We start from the raw sequence: 15,103 nt of genomic DNA, 5'->3' as shown, positions 1-15,103 counted from the left end.
ACTCGCACAGTCATATCGTTCAGCCCCCTCGCAGCCCGGCGTCCAGCACGGCCCGCGCGATCGGCGCGGCTACGGATCCGCCGGTGGCGGCCAGCGCCCGGTCGCCGCCGTTCTCGACGATCACCGCGATGGCGATGGTCGGATTCTGGGCGGGCGCGAAGGCGATGTACCAGGCGTGCGGCGGTGTATTGCGCGGATTCTCGCCGTGCTCGGCGGTTCCGGTCTTGGATGCGATGGTGTAACCCCGGTTCGTCTGACCGCCCTGGGTGTTCTTCTCCGAGGCGATCATCATGTCGGTCAGCTGGGCCGCGACCGGGGCGCTGACCGCCTGGCCGACCGAGACCGGCTTGGTCTTGGACAACTCGCTCAAGTCCGGGGCCTGCAGCGAATCCACCAGGTACGGCTCCATCCGCACGCCGCCGTTGGCGACCGTGGCCGCGATGACGGCGTTCTCCAACGGAGTCAGCGCCACATCGCGCTGGCCGATGCTGCTCTGCGCCAGCGCCGCGTTGTCGGGGATCGAGCCGACGGTGGACTCGGCGACCGGGATCGGAATGCCGCGGCTCGGGCCGACACCGAACGCGGCGGCGGCGTCCTTGAGGTTGGACGCGCCGATCTTCTGGCTCAGCTCGGCGAAGGCGGTGTTGCAGGACAACCGGAACGCGTCGTACAGCGAGGCGGTGTTGCCACTGCCGCAGTGCGTGCCGTTGTAGTTCTCCAGCGTGGTCTTGGTGTTCGGCAGCTCGATCTGGTTGGCGGCGGTGAACTGGTCGTTCGGGGTTGCGACGCCTTCGGACAGCGCGGCCGCGGTGACCACCACCTTGAACGTGGACCCCGGCGGATAGGTCTGGGAGACAGCGCGATTGAGCATCGGCAGCGACTCGTCGCGGCTCAGCTCCTCCCAGGACCGGGTGCCCTTCGCGCCGTCGTGCCCGGACAGCAGGTTCGGGTCGTAGCTGGGCGTGGAGACCATGGTGAGGATCTTGCCGGTGCTCGGCTCGATCGCGACCACCGAGCCGGTGTACCCCTTGGCGCTGAGCTGCTCGTAGGCGACCTGCTGCATCACCGGGTTCAGCGTGGTGAGCACGTTCGCGCCACGCGGGTCGCGACCGGAGACCATATCGATCAGGCGGCGGCCGAACAGCTGGCTGTCGGAGCCGTTGAGCACCGAATCCTCGGCCTTCTCCAGGCCGGTGCTGCCGTACTGCATCGAGTAGAAGCCGGTGACCGGGGCGTAGGCGGCCGGATCGGTCGGATAGGTGCGCAGGTACCGGTAGCGGTCGTCGGTGGAGACCGAGCTCGCCAGCACGGTACCGCTGGCCGAGATCTGGCCGCGCTGACGCGAGTACTCGTCGAGCAGCACCCGCGAGTTGCGCGGATCGTGGCGCAGGCTGTCCGCCTTGCCGAACGGGCCGATCGAGACCTGCACGTAGGTGGCGTTGATGATCAGCGCGACGATCATCAGCATGACCGCGACCGCGACCCGTCGTAGTGGAGTGTTCATTCCTGCGGCCTCGCATCCTTGCGGAACAGCTCGGTCGGGGCATCGGCCAGTGGCGCCTGGGGCTCCTTCTTCCGCGAGGGCGCCGGTGCGCGGGCCGCATCCGAGATCTTGATCAGCACCGCGAGCAGCAGGTAGTTGGCCAGCAGCGAGGAGCCGCCGTAGGACATGAACGGCGTGGTCAGACCGGTCAGCGGAATCAGTTTCGTGACACCGCCGACCACCACGAACAGCTGGATCGCCAGGGTGAAGGCCAGCCCGGCGGCGAGCAGCTTGCCGAAGCTGTCGCGCACGGCCAGGGCGGTGCGCAGCCCGCGCACGACCAGCACCAGGAACAGCACCAGCACCGCGGTCAGCCCGATCAGGCCGAGCTCCTCGCCGATGGTGGTGACGATGAAATCGGTCTTGGCGAACGGAACCTGGTTCGGGCGGCCATTGCCGAGGCCGGTGCCCGCCAGCCCGCCGGTCGCCAGGCCGAACAGCGACTGCGAGATCTGGTAGCCGGTGTTGTTGTAGTCCGAGAACGGGTCCAGCCAGGTGTGCACGCGGACCCGGACGTGCCCGAAAGCGTTGTAGGCGAAGACGAATCCGATGGCAAGCAGGCCGCCGCCGATGATCAGCCAGCCCACCCGTTCGGTCGCGATGTAGAGCATCACCAGCACGGTGGAGAAGATCAGCAGCGAGGTGCCGAGATCCTTCTCCAGCACGAGCACGCCGATACACACCACCCACACCGCGAGGATGGGCCCGAGGTCGCGGGCGCGCGGAAACTCCATGCCGAGCATGTGCCGGCCGGCGGTGGTGAACAGGTCGCGCTTGGCCACCAGCACCGAGGCGAAGAAGATGATCAGCAGCAGCTTGGAGAACTCGCCGGGCTGCACGCTGAAACCCGGCAGCCGGATCCAGATCTTGGCGCCGTTGGTCTCGGAGTAGGCGCTGGGCAGCAGCGCCGGAATCATCAGGGCGATCAGGCCGATCAGGCCGAGGGTGTAGCTGTAGCGGGCCAGCGTGCGGTAATCGCGCAGGATGACCAGCACCGCGATGAACCCGATGGTGCCCAGTGCGGTCCACATGATCTGGTGCCCGGCATCGGGGGAGGGGATCGCCCACGAGTTGTAGCGGGCGTTCTGCGCCGCACCCAGATCCAGCCGGTGGATCAGCACCAGCCCGATCCCGTTGAGCACCGCGACGATCGGCAGCAGCAGCGGGTCGGCGAACGGCGCGAACCGGCGCACCGCCAGATGGGCCACCCCGAACAGCGCCAGGTAGGCGGCGCCGTACTTGGCGATGTCCCAGGTGAGTGACTGTTCCTGGCTGGCTTCGACCAGGAACAGCGACACCGTCGTCAACACGGCCGCGAACGCCAGCAGCAACAGTTCCACATTGCGCCGGGTGGTCGGCGGCGGTGCAGGCGCGAATCCGCCTGGCGGACTGGGGAAGGCCCCAGCGGACGGCGGTGCCGGAGCGGACATCAGTCCGTCACCCGGCAGCTCTCCCCCGGTGTTTGCGGGGTCGACGACGTTGGCGTCGGCGCGGTGGGCTCCACCTTCGTCGGTGTCTTGAGATCGGTGCCGCGGGTATCGCCGGGCACCTCGGTGGCCGGCGGCACCGGGGCGGGCGCCGGAGTCGGGGTCACGGTCGCGTCGGGCGCGGGTGCGGGCACGGGCTCGGGCGTCGGGACGACGCCGGGCTGCGGTACCTGCTCCTTGGGCGTGCACACCGGCAGCAGTTCCTGGGTCAGCCGCAGCAACTGGCTCTCGGCCTCGTTCAGCGAGCCGGGCGGCAGACCCTGCTTGACCTGGTTGCGCCCGGTCTGGGTGAGGTCGGCGACCGCGAGCGACCTACAGCCCGCCGGCAGTGTGGTGCCCTGTTTGAGAATGGTGAGCTCGGCGTTCTTGTTGACGCAGCCGATCGTGTCGATCTCGTGGATCGAGTAGCCGAGCACCGAACCGGGCAGGCCGCGCATGATCACCACGGTGCCGTTCTCGGCGGCCACGTAGTAGTTGTTGCGCACCATCTTGTAGCCGACCAGCAGGCCGATGCCGATCGCGACGAGCAGACCGAGCGACAGCAGGATCCAGCGCAGCCGATGCGATTTGGCCGGCGGCTCGGGTTCCGGTGCGGCGGTGGCCCGGCGCGGCGGGGCCGCCCGCGGCGGCCGCATGGCGGCGGCCCGGCCGGCGGCCGTGTTCGGCGGCGGGGTGTCCTCGTCCTGACCGGAGGCGGCGCCCGCCACGATCGGATGACTCTGCCCGTAGTCGAGATCGATCACGTCGGCGACGACCACGGTGACGTTGTCGGGACCGCCGCTGCGCAGCGCCAATTCGATGAGCCGGTCGGCGCATTCGTCGGTATTGCCCTCGCGCAGGGTGTTCGCGATCGTCTCGTCGCTCACCACATCGGACAGGCCGTCCGAGCACAGCAGATAGCGGTCGCCCGCCCGGGCCTCCCGCATGATCAGCGTCGGCTCGATCTCGTTGCCGGTGAGCGCGCGCATGATCAGCGAACGCTGCGGATGGGTGTGCGCCTGCTCCGGGGTGATCCGGCCCTCGTCCACCAGCGACTGCACGAAGGTGTCGTCGCGGGTGATCTGGGCCAGTTCGCCGCCGCGCAGCAGATAGGCGCGGGAGTCGCCGATATGGGCGAGACCGAGTTTGCTGCCCGCGAACAGGATCGCGGTCAACGTGGTGCCCATGCCGTCGAGCTCGGGCTCCTCCTCGACCTGATCGGCGATCGCGGCGTTGCCCTCGTGGATCGCGCGGTCGAGCTTGCCGAGCAGGTCGGTGCCCGGCTCGTCGTCGTCGAGATGGGCCAGCGCGGCGATCATCAACTGGGAGGCGACCTCACCGGCGGCGTGGCCGCCCATGCCGTCGGCCAACGCGAGCAGGCGAGCGCCCGCGTAGACGGAATCCTCGTTGTTGCCTCGCACGAGGCCGCGGTCGCTACGCGCTGCGTAGCGGAGAACAAGTGTCACGATCGGAGCTCGATCACTGTCTTGCCGACACGGACCGGAGTGCCGAGCGGAACACGGATGGCGGTGGTGACTTTCGCGCGGTCGAGATAGGTGCCGTTGGTCGAGCCGAGGTCTTCGACGTACCAGTCGTCACCCCGCTGGGAAAGTCGCGCATGCCGGGTGGAGGCGTAATCATCGGTGAGTACCAGCGTGGAATCATCCGCGCGCCCGATCAGCACCGGTTGGGTGCCGAGCGTGATGCGCGTGCCGGCGAGTGAACCTTGAGTCACCACAAGATATTTGGCGCCCTTCTGGCCCCGGCTGAAGGACGGCAGCACCGCGGAACCGCGTGCGGCCCTGGGCTGGATCCGAATGCCGGAGGCCGCGTAGATGTCGCTGCGCAAGGTTCGCAGAACCGCCCACACGAACAGCCACAACAGCAAGAGGAACCCCGCTCGGGTCAATTGCAGGATCAGTCCCTGCACGGCGTTCCACCTCCTGTTCGACCGTGTGTCTGTCGGTGCCGCGTAGGTGCTGGTTCGCCCCCACCCGGCTGCTGGTCTTGCCCGGCCCCATGACGGTGCCGCACGTTGGCAGCATCATAGGGCCGTCAGTCGATTTCGATCACGATACGACCGCAGAACCGCTGTTCGCCAGGTTGTGCACACGTCATGTCATGACCTGGACGCGAGCTTACGGGATCAGACGATTCGGATCAGGATCTCCGAGTGCCCGGCGCGGATGACATCACCGTCGGCCAGCTGCCAATCCTGCACCGGCGAGCCGTTGACCAGGGTTCCGTTGGTGGAACCCAGATCCGAGAGCATCGCGGTCTGGCCGTCCCAGCGCACCTCGATGTGGCGGCGCGAAACACCGGTGTCCGGCAGGCGGAAATGCGCGTCCTGCCCGCGGCCGATGATGTTGCTGCCTTCTCGTAGCTGGTAGGTGCGGCCGCTGCCGTCGTCCAGCTGGAGCGTGGCCGAATAGCCCGAACCCGCCGGTGCCGCACCGGAATACGGGGCGGGCTGGGAGTAGCCCTGCTGGCCGCCGTAGCCACCCTGTTGCGAGTAGGCCTGGCCGTAGCCGCCCTGCTCCTCGGCGTAGCCCTGCTCGCCGTAGCCGGATTCGGCGTAGCCCTGCTGGCCGTAGCCCTGCTGCTGGCCGTAGCCGGCCTGCCCGTAACCCGGCTCCTGGTAGCCCTGTTCGCCGTAGCCGGGCGCCTGCTGGCCGTAGCCCTGCTGGCTGTACCCCTGCTGCTGCCCGTAGCCGCCACCCTGGCCGTAACCCGGCTCCTGGTAGCCGCCCGGCGCCTGGCCGTAGCCCTGTTCGCCATAACCTTGCTGGCCGTAGCCCTGTTGGCCGTAGCCGGACTCCTCGTACCCGCTCGGCGCCTGGTAGCCACTGGGCGCCTGGTACCCGCCCTGACCGCCCTGCTGGTAGTCGTAGCCGTTCTGGTACTCGCTGTAACCCTGCTGCCCCTCGGGCGCGCGGTAATCGGCGCCGCCCTCGTAGGGTGCGCGGTAGTCGTCACGGTAGGCGCCGTTGGGTGGGTTGGGCCGCCCCGCCGGCGGCGGTGCGTACCCGCGATTGCGTGGATCGGACTCCGCGGGCTCACGGCTCGGGTCGTAGCCAGAGTTCTGCGTCATGGGGCCAGCTCCTGGTTGCGGGTTTGCAGGTCGTTGTGGCGAGGGTTCGGGGCGGTGCGCGTCGGGGTCGACCCGGCCGCGTGCCCTGAACTGTCCGGTGTGCAGCGTAGGTGATGCCTCGAACGCTACGTGTACTTCGCCGTAGGTCTGCCACCCCTGATCGCGGATGAAGTCCTGGAGATGTTTGGCGAACGCACGGGTCGTGAGGGTTTGGTCGGCGTCGAGTTTCTCGTGATCGGAGGAGTTGATGGTGATCACATAGCTGTTCGGCGCCAGCAGATGTCCGCCGCCCACATCCTCGATGTGCTCGGAGGCTTCACGCTGCAACGCCGCCTCCACCTCCTTGGGCACGACATTGCCACCGAAGGCGCGAGCGAAGGCGTCGTCCACGGTGCCGCGAAGACGAGCTTCGAATCGCGAAACGATGCCCATGACCGGCCTCCCTTCGTCGAACGTCTTCCCCGAGTCATAGCCCATTTCATAACAACGACACGCTCATATGGCGTGTCGTGTGTCGACCACGTTCATTGCATGATATCCACGATCGTCCACACCTGTAACTCCTGAGCGGCACCACGGGTTCCCGTTCCGCGCAGGTGTCATCCACGGTATCGCTGACCAGGCGATTTCGTTTCCGAGACACACCCGTGATACGTTCTTCCAGTCGCTCGGGCGAGTGGCGGAATGGCAGACGCGCTGGCTTCAGGTGCCAGTGTCCTTCGGGACGTGGGGGTTCAAGTCCCCCTTCGCCCACAACAGCAAGAGGGCCCAGGATCGCAGATCCTGGGCCCTCTTCGCGTTCTACCTCACCTGGTAGGCGGCTAGGAAGACCGCGACGCCGGTGTCGGCGAAGTGGTCGAGTTCCTCGGGGGCGAACCGGGTTTCGTCGCCGCAGAACATCACCTTGTTGACCGGGATGGACACCACCAGCCAGGTGAAATGGTTGGCGGCCAGTTCTGGTTCGGTTGTGCGCAGCAGTCCGCGCTCGGTCAGCTGGGCGAAGCACGCGGCCAGCATGGCGTGGACCCGTTCGGGCCCGGCTTCGAAATAGGCGCGCCCGAGTTGCGGGAAGCGGCCCGCCTCGGCGATCACCAGGCGCCGCACCCGCAGCTGCGCGGGCCGGGTGAGCAGGTGGACGAAGCGGTGCGCCACCATCCGCAGTGTGGTCGCCACGTCCTCGGCGGCGGCGAGTTCGCCGATGGCCTCCCGGAACACTTGATCGATCCCGCCCAGGCGATCGAACACGATCTCCTCGAACAGCTTGTCCTTGCTGCCGAACCGCTTGTAGATCGTCTGCTTCGACGATCCTGCGACCCTGGCTATCTCATCGACCTTCGCGCCGAGATAGCCGTCGCGCAGGAACACCTCCATGGCGGCGGTCATGATCCGCTGCCGCGCCTGTGCGGCGGCACTTCCCTCGGCCGCGTCGAGCGCTGCTTCGGTCGGTGACATGAGGCCTCCTGGAAATCGATTTCGCCGGATCTGTTGACGCTTCCGGAAGTGTACCGTACTGTTCAGTTCACCCGGAACTGTACGGTACAGTTCAGTTTGAAGCATCCGATGGAGCAGCTCATGCGCAAGATCATTTCCAGCCTGTTCGTTTCCGCCGACGGCGTCGCCGAAGCGCCCGACACCTGGCACTTCCCCTACTTCAACGACGAGATGGGCGCCGCGATCGGCGCGGGCATGGGCAGCTCGGACGCCATGCTGCTCGGGCGGGTGCAGTACGAGGAGTTCGCCGGGCACTGGCCCGAGAGTGACGACGAGTTCGCCGGATTCATGAACAACCAGAAGAAGTACGTCGTGACCTCCACGCTGACCGAAGCCACCTGGAACAACACCGAGATCATCACCGGCGACATCCCGGCGGAACTCGCGGCGCTGAAGGCCACCGAAGGTGGCGACATCGCCATCACCGGCAGTCTCACGCTGGTGCAGTCCCTGTTGCGCGCCGGCCTGCTCGATCAGTTGCAGCTGTTCGTCCACCCCATCGTGCTCGGCAAGGGCGCGCGCTGGTTCGACCAGCTCGATGACACCGTCGAACTGAAGCTGGTCTCGGCCGAGGCGTTCAGCACCGGTGTGATCAATCAGATCTACGCGCCCGCGAAATAGCCGGACGCCGGAGGCGGTGCGCGCGGCGGGAAACTGTTGCCACCGTGCGAGAACCTGTTCTAGTTTGGGGCATGCGTAGATACGAAGGCCGTCGAGTAGTGGTGACCGGTGCGGGGTCGGGGATCGGGCAGGGCATCGCCCTGCGCCTGCTCGACGAGGGCGCGCAGCTGGTCGCCGCCGATATCGACGAGGCGGGCCTGAAGACCACGGTCGATCAAGCAGGCGACGCGGCCGAGCGGCTGCGAACCGTCACGGTGAACATCGCCGACCCCGAGTCGACCACCGCGGGTGTCGCCACGGCCCTCGAATTCCTCGGTGGCCTGGATGTTCTGGTGAACGCGGCGGGCATCCTCAAGCCCGCGCGCACGCACGAGATGGCGCTGGCGGACTGGAATCAGATCATTACGATCAACCTGACCGGCACCTTCCTCATGACCCAGGCCGCGTTGCCCGCGCTGCTGGACTCCGGGCACGGCGTGGTGGTGAACCTGTCCTCGACCGCGGCAACCAACGCCGCGCCCTACCTGGCGGCGTACGCGGCGTCCAAGGGCGGTGTCAACGCATTCACCCACGCCATCGCGCTGGAGTACGCGAAGCAGGGGCTGCGCGCGGTGAACATCTTGCCCGCGGGCATCGTCAGCGGGATCACGACCAAGTCCATCCTGGCCCAGCCCGAAGGCGCGGACTGGAAGCTGTTCGAGCGTTTGACCGGCTGGCTCAACGGCGGCGCGCTCGGCAGCCCGGACGATATCGCGGGCGTGGTCGCCATGGTCGCCTCCGACGATGGGCGCTACATGACCGGCTGCGAGATCCGGGTCGACGGCGGCGCGGAGATGTAGGTCAGCCGGGCACGGCCACCAGCAGATGGGTGGGGATCGGCCGGCTCGGCAGCTGCCGCTCGGTCACGGTGCAGCCCGCGCGTTCCAGAGCGGCGCGTACTTCGGCGACCGGGCGCAGGGTGAATCCGTACGCGGTGAACGGCATCGCCGCCATCGCGTCCGGGTCGCCGATGCCGATCACCACGGCGCCGCCGGTCCGTACGGCGCGGGCCAGTTCCGCGCAGGCGGCATCCAGGTCGGACAGGAAGTAGATGGTGTTGACCGTGATGGCCGCGTCCAGGCTGTCGTCGGCGAACGGGAGCGCGGTCAGCGACCCCGCGCTGAGCCGGAGCCGTCCGGCGGCGAGGTCGCGGGCGAAAGTCGAGCGGGCCCGGGCGAGCATGTCGGGCGAGAGTTCGACGCCGTGCACGACCTCGGTGCCGCTGCGGGCCAGCAGCAGTTCCAAGCCGACGCCGCCGCCGAATCCGATATCGGCGACGACCGTGCCGGTGGCCGCCTCGGCCGCCGCCTCGATGAGCGGCCGGTTGCCGCGATTGAGTATCCGAGCCACGCCTTTGCCGAGCAGGCCGTGCGGGTTGCCGAGCTGGCCGGCCAGGGTAGACATGACTTTCGCGCGTAGACCAGGCATGTCGCCCATCGTAGGTAGCGGGCTGACGCATCGCTTGGACGAATTGAACTGCTAGTGGGTCAAATACTGTCGCCATGGGCTCCGGTCGGGTTGGATCGGCACGAATGTCCTGCGCCCGAACTCGAAAGCTGACCGATATGCGTTCCCCGATCGTTCTGCTCGCCGCCTGCGCCCTGGCGCTGGCACCGGCCGGCCCGGCACAGGCCGCCGCCTGGGGGCCGCTGGCACCCCCGAATCCATGGCTGGGTCCGGTGGGCACCTCCACCATGCACGGCGACGCCGGGTCCTCGGACGCGACGCCGCTGGCGGGGCCGGGGGCCGGGCATATCGCGGTGGCGGCGTATCCGCTGGCCTCGGCCTGCCCGACGATCCTGCAAGGTACCGACGGTCTGGTGCTCGCACTGTGCACCGCGATCGTCGGCCGAGCGCCGACGGTGCATCTGCTCGACCCGGCGCACAGCGGCCCGGTCGGAACCTCGCTCGCCGCGCTGGAACTGCCGAAAGGCAGTCTGCTCGGCGGGGTTTACGCGTATCTGGATCACGACGATCGCTTGGTCGCGGTCGATGGCGACCGAAAACTGGTGCGGATAGGACATTCTCGCGAATCCGGGCGCTGGCGCCTGACGATCGACGCGTCCGTGGACCTGTCCGGGGTTATTCCGTTGGGCGACAACGTGACCGGGCTCGTGCCCGATTGGTCGGGAAATGTCTGGTTCGCCACCGGGCACGGGGTGGTCGGCCTGGTCACGCCCGCGGGTGCGGCGGCAACTCTCGAGCTGCCCGCGGGCGAGCAAGTGGCAAACAGCATTTCGGCCGCGCCCAGTGGCGCGGTGGCGGTGGCCACGACGCACGCGCTGTACGAACTGCATGCGCTCGGACAGCAGCCGGAGATCCGCTGGCGCGCGCCCTATGCGCGCGGCTCGGCGCGCAAGCCCGGCCAGCTCAGCTGGGGTACCGGTTCGACGCCCACGTATTTCGGCCCCACCACGGGTGCGGACTATCTCACCATCGTCGACAACGCCGATGATCAGGTGCGAGTGTTGATCTTCCGCTCCGGCACCGGCGAGCTGGTGTGCGCGCAGCCGGTACTTACCAAGGGCGGTGCGGGCAGCGAGAATTCGCCGGTCGGGATCGGGCGCTCGGTGTTCGTGGCGAGTACCTACGGATATCCCTATCCGGCTGTGCCGGAGGACGCGGGTCCGGCGGTGCCGGCGAGCGCGCCGTTCACCGGCGGGATGACCCGCATCGACGTGGACGACAACGGGTGCCGCACGGTGTGGGAGAACACGGTGCGCAGCGCGGCGGTGCCGCATCTGGCCGTCGCGGACGGCAACCTGTACACGGTGAGCCGCGTCGGACCCAATAGCACGACGCCCCTGGACGGTTACTCGTTCACGGTGCTGGATCCCGAGACGGGCGTGGTGCTTTCGGACCGGCTGCTGCCTGGCACGGTGGTCGATGATCCGCTGCAGACCTCGGCGTTGATCACGAGCGATGGACAGCTGCTGCAGGGGACGATCACCGGAATCCTGCGTATCCACTGAACTTTCAGCCCGGGTCTGTGGATATCCCGGGTCCGTCTGTGGAATTCGGCCGGGACAGCCTGGAAAGCGCTGGTGGGGGCAGGGGCCCGGGTAGGTGTGCGGATGGCCGGTCGGGCGCCGGATTCTGCGGCCACCGGCCGCGCCGAGTAGGTCGGTTTTATCGCGTTCGCCGGGTGTACGCGCGCCTGTGGATATCTGGGGGTGAATTGTGGATAAGTGTGCGGCGCGGTCGGTATCCGGGCCGGTCGTGGCGTTCTGCGCGGCGGTGTGGGGGAAAGCCGCTGTGTCACAGCAGGTGTCCGCAAGGGTGCGGCGCAACCCGCCCGCGCCCGCATTGCCGCGCTGATCACGGCCGGTTTTCGGGTGGTTCTCAGAGATCGGCGCAACTCGGCGCGGCCGCCCGGCGGCCGGTGTGCCGAATGCGGCAGCCGGTGGATCTCCAGGGTTGTCCACAGATGAGTTGTCCCGAGGCTGTCCGGTTCACGAAAAGCAATGCTGAGGCGAAGATCACAATGGCGATTCGAGTTGCGGTTGTGGTGCTGATCGACCCGGCGGGCAGCGGCGCAGCCGCAGCGCTTCTGCAACTGGTTATCGTCGAGTTCAGCCTGTCTGAAGTATGCCCAAGGGCGAAACGCCGATCATGGTTCTTGCAAAAAGGCCCATAAACAAACCTGAAGTCGCTTTCTGTCTGTCAGAAATTTGGCTATCCGACAGACAACCCTGAAGGCGCAGGTAAACAGCCTGCTGTCGGGGCGGCAGGGCGAGTAGGCGGTGTGCGGCAAATTGAGCCGGCAACGATTGTTGCGTTTGGCGCGGGCGCACGCAATCGATTTTCGTCTCCGGTAAAGCGGCATATCCGGCGTCTTCCGAAGGCTGCCCGAGCTGGAGCCATGGGTTAGCTGAGCGGGTGAAAGTCACACTGCTCGCGGAGGTTTGCTGGAGAGCTGCTAAATACGCTTGACATCCGTGCGGGGGGTTGCGTAGGGGTAACGAATGTGTAGAGTTAATGCCAACGCTGGCCGCAGCTGAGCTGGACTCGCTGCGGCCAGCGGAACTCAAATGGGGGGTTCCGAAACCACGTCGTTATCAGACGTTGCTACCGCTTCCCCAGCCCCGCTTCGCTCATCGTGTGCTCGACGTTGTCTACGGTTGCCCGACGGCCCAGCACGAAGACGTACACCAGGAACAACACCTCCGCGAGCAGGCCGATCCCGATCCGCGCCGGCGCGGGCAGCCCGCTCGGCGTCACGAAACCCTCCAGCAGGCCGGAGACGAACAGCACCGCCACCAGGCCGAGCGCGATGGTCGCGGTCGCGCGGCCCTGCCGGGCCACCGCTTCCAGGCGGCTGAGCCGGCCCGGATCGATCAGTGTCCAGCCCAGCTTCAAACCCGCGCCGCCCGCGACGAACACGGCCGTCAACTCCAGAATCCCGTGCGGCAGCAGATATCCGAAGAACGCGTCCAGTCGCCCGGCGTCGGCCATCAGGCCGCCGGTGATCCCGACATTCACCGCGTTCATGATCAGCATGTAGATCACCGGCAGGATCACGACGCCGGTGAAGAGGCAGATCGCGGTCACCCACGCGTTGTTCGTCCAAACCTGCGCGGCGAAAGCATCGTTCGGATGCTCGGTGTAATAGGTCTCGAACGCGCCGCCGGGCGCGGTGATCGCGGAATTGTCGGCCGGAATCCCGAACAGATCACGCGCCGCACCCGAACCGCGCACCCACTCCGCCAGCCCGGCCGTCAGCAGCACGAACAGCGCGCCCACCGTCGCCCACCACACCCAGGTCCGATACACCGCCGCCGGGAAGGCGTGGGTCCAGAACCGGCCGAACTCCGCCCACGGATTCAGCTTGGTGCTGAGCACCTTGCCGCGCGCCCGGGTCAGTACCGCGCTCAGGCCCGCGATGAGTTCCGGTTCCGGACTGTGCGATTGCAGCCGGGCCAGTTGCTGGGAGGTGCGCCGGTACAGCGCGACCAGTTCCTCCGCCTCGGCGCCGGTCAGCTTGCCCTGCCGGGATAGTGAATCGAGGCGGTCCCAGGACCGCCGGTGCATGACGCTGTAGGCGTCCACGTCCATTTCGGTTGCCTCCCATACCGCCGATGGGAAGAATGCTAGTCACATGGCTGAATTCACCACCGGGGAAGCGGTCTCGCTCGAGCTGCCGATCGCCCGGATCCCGACCAGGGCCACCGCGTTTCTTCTCGACGTGCTGGTCCAATTGCTGCTGGGTTTCGTCGCGCTGCTGGTAGTCGGCCTCGCCCTCGAGGAAGCCGACGCAGAGGATGCCTGGATCGCCGCCTTCATGCTGCTGACCGTGGTCGCGGTGCTGGTCGGCTACCCGGTCACCTGTGAGACCCTCTCCCGCGGCCGCTCCCTCGGCAAGCTCGCCGTCGGCCTGCGGGTGGTGCGCGCCGACGGCGGCCCCATCGATTTCCGGCACGCGCTCACGCGTGGACTGACCGGCGCGATCGTCGACTTCTGGGTGCTCGGCGGATTCGGTGCGATCGCGGTGATCAGTTCGCTCTGCTCGCCCAACGCGCGCCGGGTCGGCGATGTGCTGGCGGGCACGGTCGTGGTGCACGCACAGCAACCGCTGCCGCGGCCCGCGCTCGCCTTGCCGCCGCCGTGGCTGGCCGGGTGGGTGGGGCAGCTCGATCTCACCGGCATTCCGGAGGAGCTGGCGCTCGCGGTACGGCAGTACCTGACCCGCCTGCGGACACTCACTCCCGCAGCGCAAGCGGGGCTCGGACAGCAGCTGGTGCACGCGGTGTGCGCGCGAATTCAGGTGGCCCCGCCGAACGGCTACCCGCCGGTGCAGATTCTCGGCGCCGTGATCGCCGAGCGGCAGCGGCGTGCGCTGACGCCCGGCGGGCCCACTTTGGTGCGTACCGGCTAGCGGCCCGATCCGTCAGCCGGTGAACGGCGGGATGAACTCGCAGGGGACGGGGCGCGGGTGGTCCGGGTCGAGCGCGTTGAGGGCGAAGGTCGCGGCCCGGGGGCTGCCCGCGATGCCCGCGTGCTCGGAGAAATCGGATTCGCAGCCGTCCTGCACGACGATATTGGTCGCGTTGGGTGCGGGGACCAGGCCGACGGTATACGGCATGACGGCTTCGTCGTAGCGGGTGGCGATATTGGTGTAGGTGACGCTGGGCTCGTAGACGCCGTCGGCGTTGAGCGCGTCCAGGAACGCGGAGCCGCCGAGCATGGTCGGGCACGACAGGCACAGTCCGGCGCTGAGCAACCCGTCCACGGCACCCGGCACGCCCAGTCCACCGGCGAACATGCGCAGCAGGTCGGCGCTGTTCTCCCAGATGCCGAGCCATGGCGGCGCGATGCCGACGAACTTGTCCACCTTCCCGGCGCCGCCGAGTCGCTTGATGAAGTAGTTGCCGACGAAGTTGCCCTGCGAGTGCGCGACGATGTCGACGCGCGGCGCACCCGTGGCGGCGCGTACCCGGTCGATGAAAGCACCGACCTGGGCGGCGCTTTCGGGGATCGGGCGCATACCGCCGATCTGGTTGAGCGGCCACGGCGCGGGGTGCGCGCCGTAGGTGAGCGAGAAGACGCAGTACCCCTCGTTGGCGAGCAGCGGCGCGTAGACACCCCAGTTGGTCTGTCCGCCGCCGCCGGTGCCGTGCACCAGCACAACGGGATTCGGGTGCTCGGCGGTGGGCCGGCAGGACCAGTTGTTCGCGCCGGGCAGCGACCCGTTCGGATGGGTGAGTTCGTTCGGGATGCCGGCGAAGAAGTTGTAGTCCACCGGGTATTCGGCGTGCGCGGGTGCGCTCGCGGTGGTCCACAGGGCCGCGAGCGCGGCGACGATCAGCAGTGATTTCGGTGTGCGCCGGAGCAGTGCGCGCATGGAGGTCCCCC

At 67.8% G+C, this 15,103-nt stretch carries 13 protein-coding genes and 1 tRNA gene; 5 read left to right on the top strand and 9 right to left on the bottom strand.

The genetic code is table 11. The annotated features are described in order from the left end of the window. Positions 1 to 19: 19 nt before the first annotated feature. From ACFVMC_RS05985 to ACFVMC_RS05965, 5 genes are all read right to left on the bottom strand, one after another. Entirely contained in the window at positions 20 to 1,504 is a 1,485-nt protein-coding gene (locus ACFVMC_RS05985) for a peptidoglycan D,D-transpeptidase FtsI family protein (RefSeq protein WP_379207265.1), read from the bottom strand. Next, positions 1,501 to 2,973 carry an FtsW/RodA/SpoVE family cell cycle protein gene (locus ACFVMC_RS05980; RefSeq protein ID WP_379207263.1) on the bottom strand — a complete coding sequence of 491 codons (1,473 nt, stop codon included), beginning with the start codon at positions 2,971 to 2,973 and terminating at the stop codon, positions 1,501 to 1,503. Before ACFVMC_RS05980 ends, ACFVMC_RS05985 begins: the two co-directional genes overlap by 4 nt. Then, complete coding sequence (locus tag ACFVMC_RS05975; RefSeq protein WP_379207261.1) at positions 2,973 to 4,475, bottom strand: PP2C family protein-serine/threonine phosphatase; 1,503 nt, start codon at positions 4,473 to 4,475, stop codon at positions 2,973 to 2,975. Before ACFVMC_RS05975 ends, ACFVMC_RS05980 begins: the two co-directional genes overlap by 1 nt. Then, a complete protein-coding gene (locus ACFVMC_RS05970; RefSeq protein ID WP_379207259.1) occupies positions 4,472 to 4,939 on the bottom strand; it encodes an FHA domain-containing protein in 468 nt (155 codons plus the stop codon). Before ACFVMC_RS05970 ends, ACFVMC_RS05975 begins: the two co-directional genes overlap by 4 nt. Before the next feature lie 216 nt (positions 4,940 to 5,155). Then, on the bottom strand, positions 5,156 to 6,532 hold the full coding sequence (locus tag ACFVMC_RS05965) for a DUF3662 and FHA domain-containing protein (RefSeq protein WP_379207257.1): 1,377 nt from the start codon (positions 6,530 to 6,532) through the stop codon (positions 5,156 to 5,158). A 238-nt stretch (positions 6,533 to 6,770) separates the two neighbouring features. Between ACFVMC_RS05965 and ACFVMC_RS05960 the strand changes: the two genes are divergently transcribed. Next, positions 6,771 to 6,853 (top strand) — tRNA-Leu (locus tag ACFVMC_RS05960). A 48-nt stretch (positions 6,854 to 6,901) separates the two neighbouring features. Here the strand turns inward: ACFVMC_RS05960 and ACFVMC_RS05955 are convergent. Next, on the bottom strand, positions 6,902 to 7,552 hold the full coding sequence (locus tag ACFVMC_RS05955) for a TetR/AcrR family transcriptional regulator (protein ID WP_379207255.1): 651 nt from the start codon (positions 7,550 to 7,552) through the stop codon (positions 6,902 to 6,904). 120 nt (positions 7,553 to 7,672) lie between these two features. Here ACFVMC_RS05955 and ACFVMC_RS05950 point away from each other — a divergent pair, with 120 nt between their 5' ends. Both ACFVMC_RS05950 and ACFVMC_RS05945 read left to right on the top strand, forming a co-directional pair. Continuing rightward, positions 7,673 to 8,212 (top strand): dihydrofolate reductase family protein, encoded by a 540-nt coding sequence (locus ACFVMC_RS05950; RefSeq protein ID WP_379207253.1) that lies wholly within the window; start codon positions 7,673 to 7,675, stop codon positions 8,210 to 8,212. Positions 8,213 to 8,283: 71 nt separating this feature from the next. Continuing rightward, complete coding sequence (locus tag ACFVMC_RS05945) at positions 8,284 to 9,051, top strand: SDR family NAD(P)-dependent oxidoreductase (RefSeq protein WP_379207252.1); 768 nt, start codon at positions 8,284 to 8,286, stop codon at positions 9,049 to 9,051. A gap of 1 nt (position 9,052) precedes the next feature. Here the strand turns inward: ACFVMC_RS05945 and ACFVMC_RS05940 are convergent, their stop codons facing one another. Then, positions 9,053 to 9,679: a class I SAM-dependent methyltransferase gene (locus ACFVMC_RS05940; protein WP_379207250.1), complete on the bottom strand. Its 627-nt coding sequence runs from the start codon at positions 9,677 to 9,679 to the stop codon at positions 9,053 to 9,055. Positions 9,680 to 9,816: 137 nt separating this feature from the next. Between ACFVMC_RS05940 and ACFVMC_RS05935 the strand changes: the two genes are divergently transcribed. Next, positions 9,817 to 11,223 (top strand): hypothetical protein, encoded by a 1,407-nt coding sequence (locus tag ACFVMC_RS05935; RefSeq protein WP_379207248.1) that lies wholly within the window; start codon positions 9,817 to 9,819, stop codon positions 11,221 to 11,223. Between the two features lie 1,096 nt (positions 11,224 to 12,319). Here ACFVMC_RS05935 and ACFVMC_RS05930 read toward each other — a convergent pair. Beyond that, entirely contained in the window at positions 12,320 to 13,306 is a 987-nt protein-coding gene (locus ACFVMC_RS05930; protein WP_379207247.1) for a stage II sporulation protein M, read from the bottom strand. A gap of 43 nt (positions 13,307 to 13,349) precedes the next feature. On the opposite strand from ACFVMC_RS05930, the gene ACFVMC_RS05925 reads away from it, so the two are divergent. Next, positions 13,350 to 14,126, top strand: a complete 777-nt coding sequence (locus ACFVMC_RS05925) for an RDD family protein (RefSeq protein ID WP_379207245.1) — start codon at positions 13,350 to 13,352, stop codon at positions 14,124 to 14,126. 12 nt (positions 14,127 to 14,138) lie between these two features. Here the strand turns inward: ACFVMC_RS05925 and ACFVMC_RS05920 are convergent, their stop codons facing one another. Beyond that, positions 14,139 to 15,092: an esterase/lipase family protein gene (locus ACFVMC_RS05920; protein WP_379207243.1), complete on the bottom strand. Its 954-nt coding sequence runs from the start codon at positions 15,090 to 15,092 to the stop codon at positions 14,139 to 14,141. Between the last annotated feature and the right edge of the window lie 11 nt (positions 15,093 to 15,103).

The organism is Nocardia sp. NPDC127579, assembly GCF_042672005.1.
GTDB lineage: Bacteria > Actinomycetota > Actinomycetes > Mycobacteriales > Mycobacteriaceae > Nocardia.
The sequence above is the reverse complement of the archived record's forward strand: the minus strand, read 5'-3'. Positions and strand labels throughout refer to the sequence as shown.

What these genes read in the sequence shown, in the direction of transcription:
- ACFVMC_RS05985 (WP_379207265.1), bottom strand. Translation starts at nt 1,504, where the DNA reads ATGAACACTCCACTACGACGGGTCGCGGTCGCGGTCATGCTGATGATC.
- ACFVMC_RS05980 (WP_379207263.1), bottom strand. Translation starts at nt 2,973, where the DNA reads ATGTCCGCTCCGGCACCGCCGTCCGCTGGGGCCTTCCCCAGTCCGCCA.
- ACFVMC_RS05965 (WP_379207257.1), bottom strand. Translation starts at nt 6,532, where the DNA reads ATGGGCATCGTTTCGCGATTCGAAGCTCGTCTTCGCGGCACCGTGGAC.
- ACFVMC_RS05955 (WP_379207255.1), bottom strand. Translation starts at nt 7,552, where the DNA reads ATGTCACCGACCGAAGCAGCGCTCGACGCGGCCGAGGGAAGTGCCGCC.
- ACFVMC_RS05950 (WP_379207253.1), top strand. Translation starts at nt 7,673, where the DNA reads ATGCGCAAGATCATTTCCAGCCTGTTCGTTTCCGCCGACGGCGTCGCC.
- ACFVMC_RS05945 (WP_379207252.1), top strand. Translation starts at nt 8,284, where the DNA reads ATGCGTAGATACGAAGGCCGTCGAGTAGTGGTGACCGGTGCGGGGTCG.
- ACFVMC_RS05940 (WP_379207250.1), bottom strand. Translation starts at nt 9,679, where the DNA reads ATGCCTGGTCTACGCGCGAAAGTCATGTCTACCCTGGCCGGCCAGCTC.
- ACFVMC_RS05935 (WP_379207248.1), top strand. Translation starts at nt 9,817, where the DNA reads ATGCGTTCCCCGATCGTTCTGCTCGCCGCCTGCGCCCTGGCGCTGGCA.
- ACFVMC_RS05930 (WP_379207247.1), bottom strand. Translation starts at nt 13,306, where the DNA reads ATGGACGTGGACGCCTACAGCGTCATGCACCGGCGGTCCTGGGACCGC.
- ACFVMC_RS05925 (WP_379207245.1), top strand. Translation starts at nt 13,350, where the DNA reads ATGGCTGAATTCACCACCGGGGAAGCGGTCTCGCTCGAGCTGCCGATC.
- ACFVMC_RS05920 (WP_379207243.1), bottom strand. Translation starts at nt 15,092, where the DNA reads ATGCGCGCACTGCTCCGGCGCACACCGAAATCACTGCTGATCGTCGCC.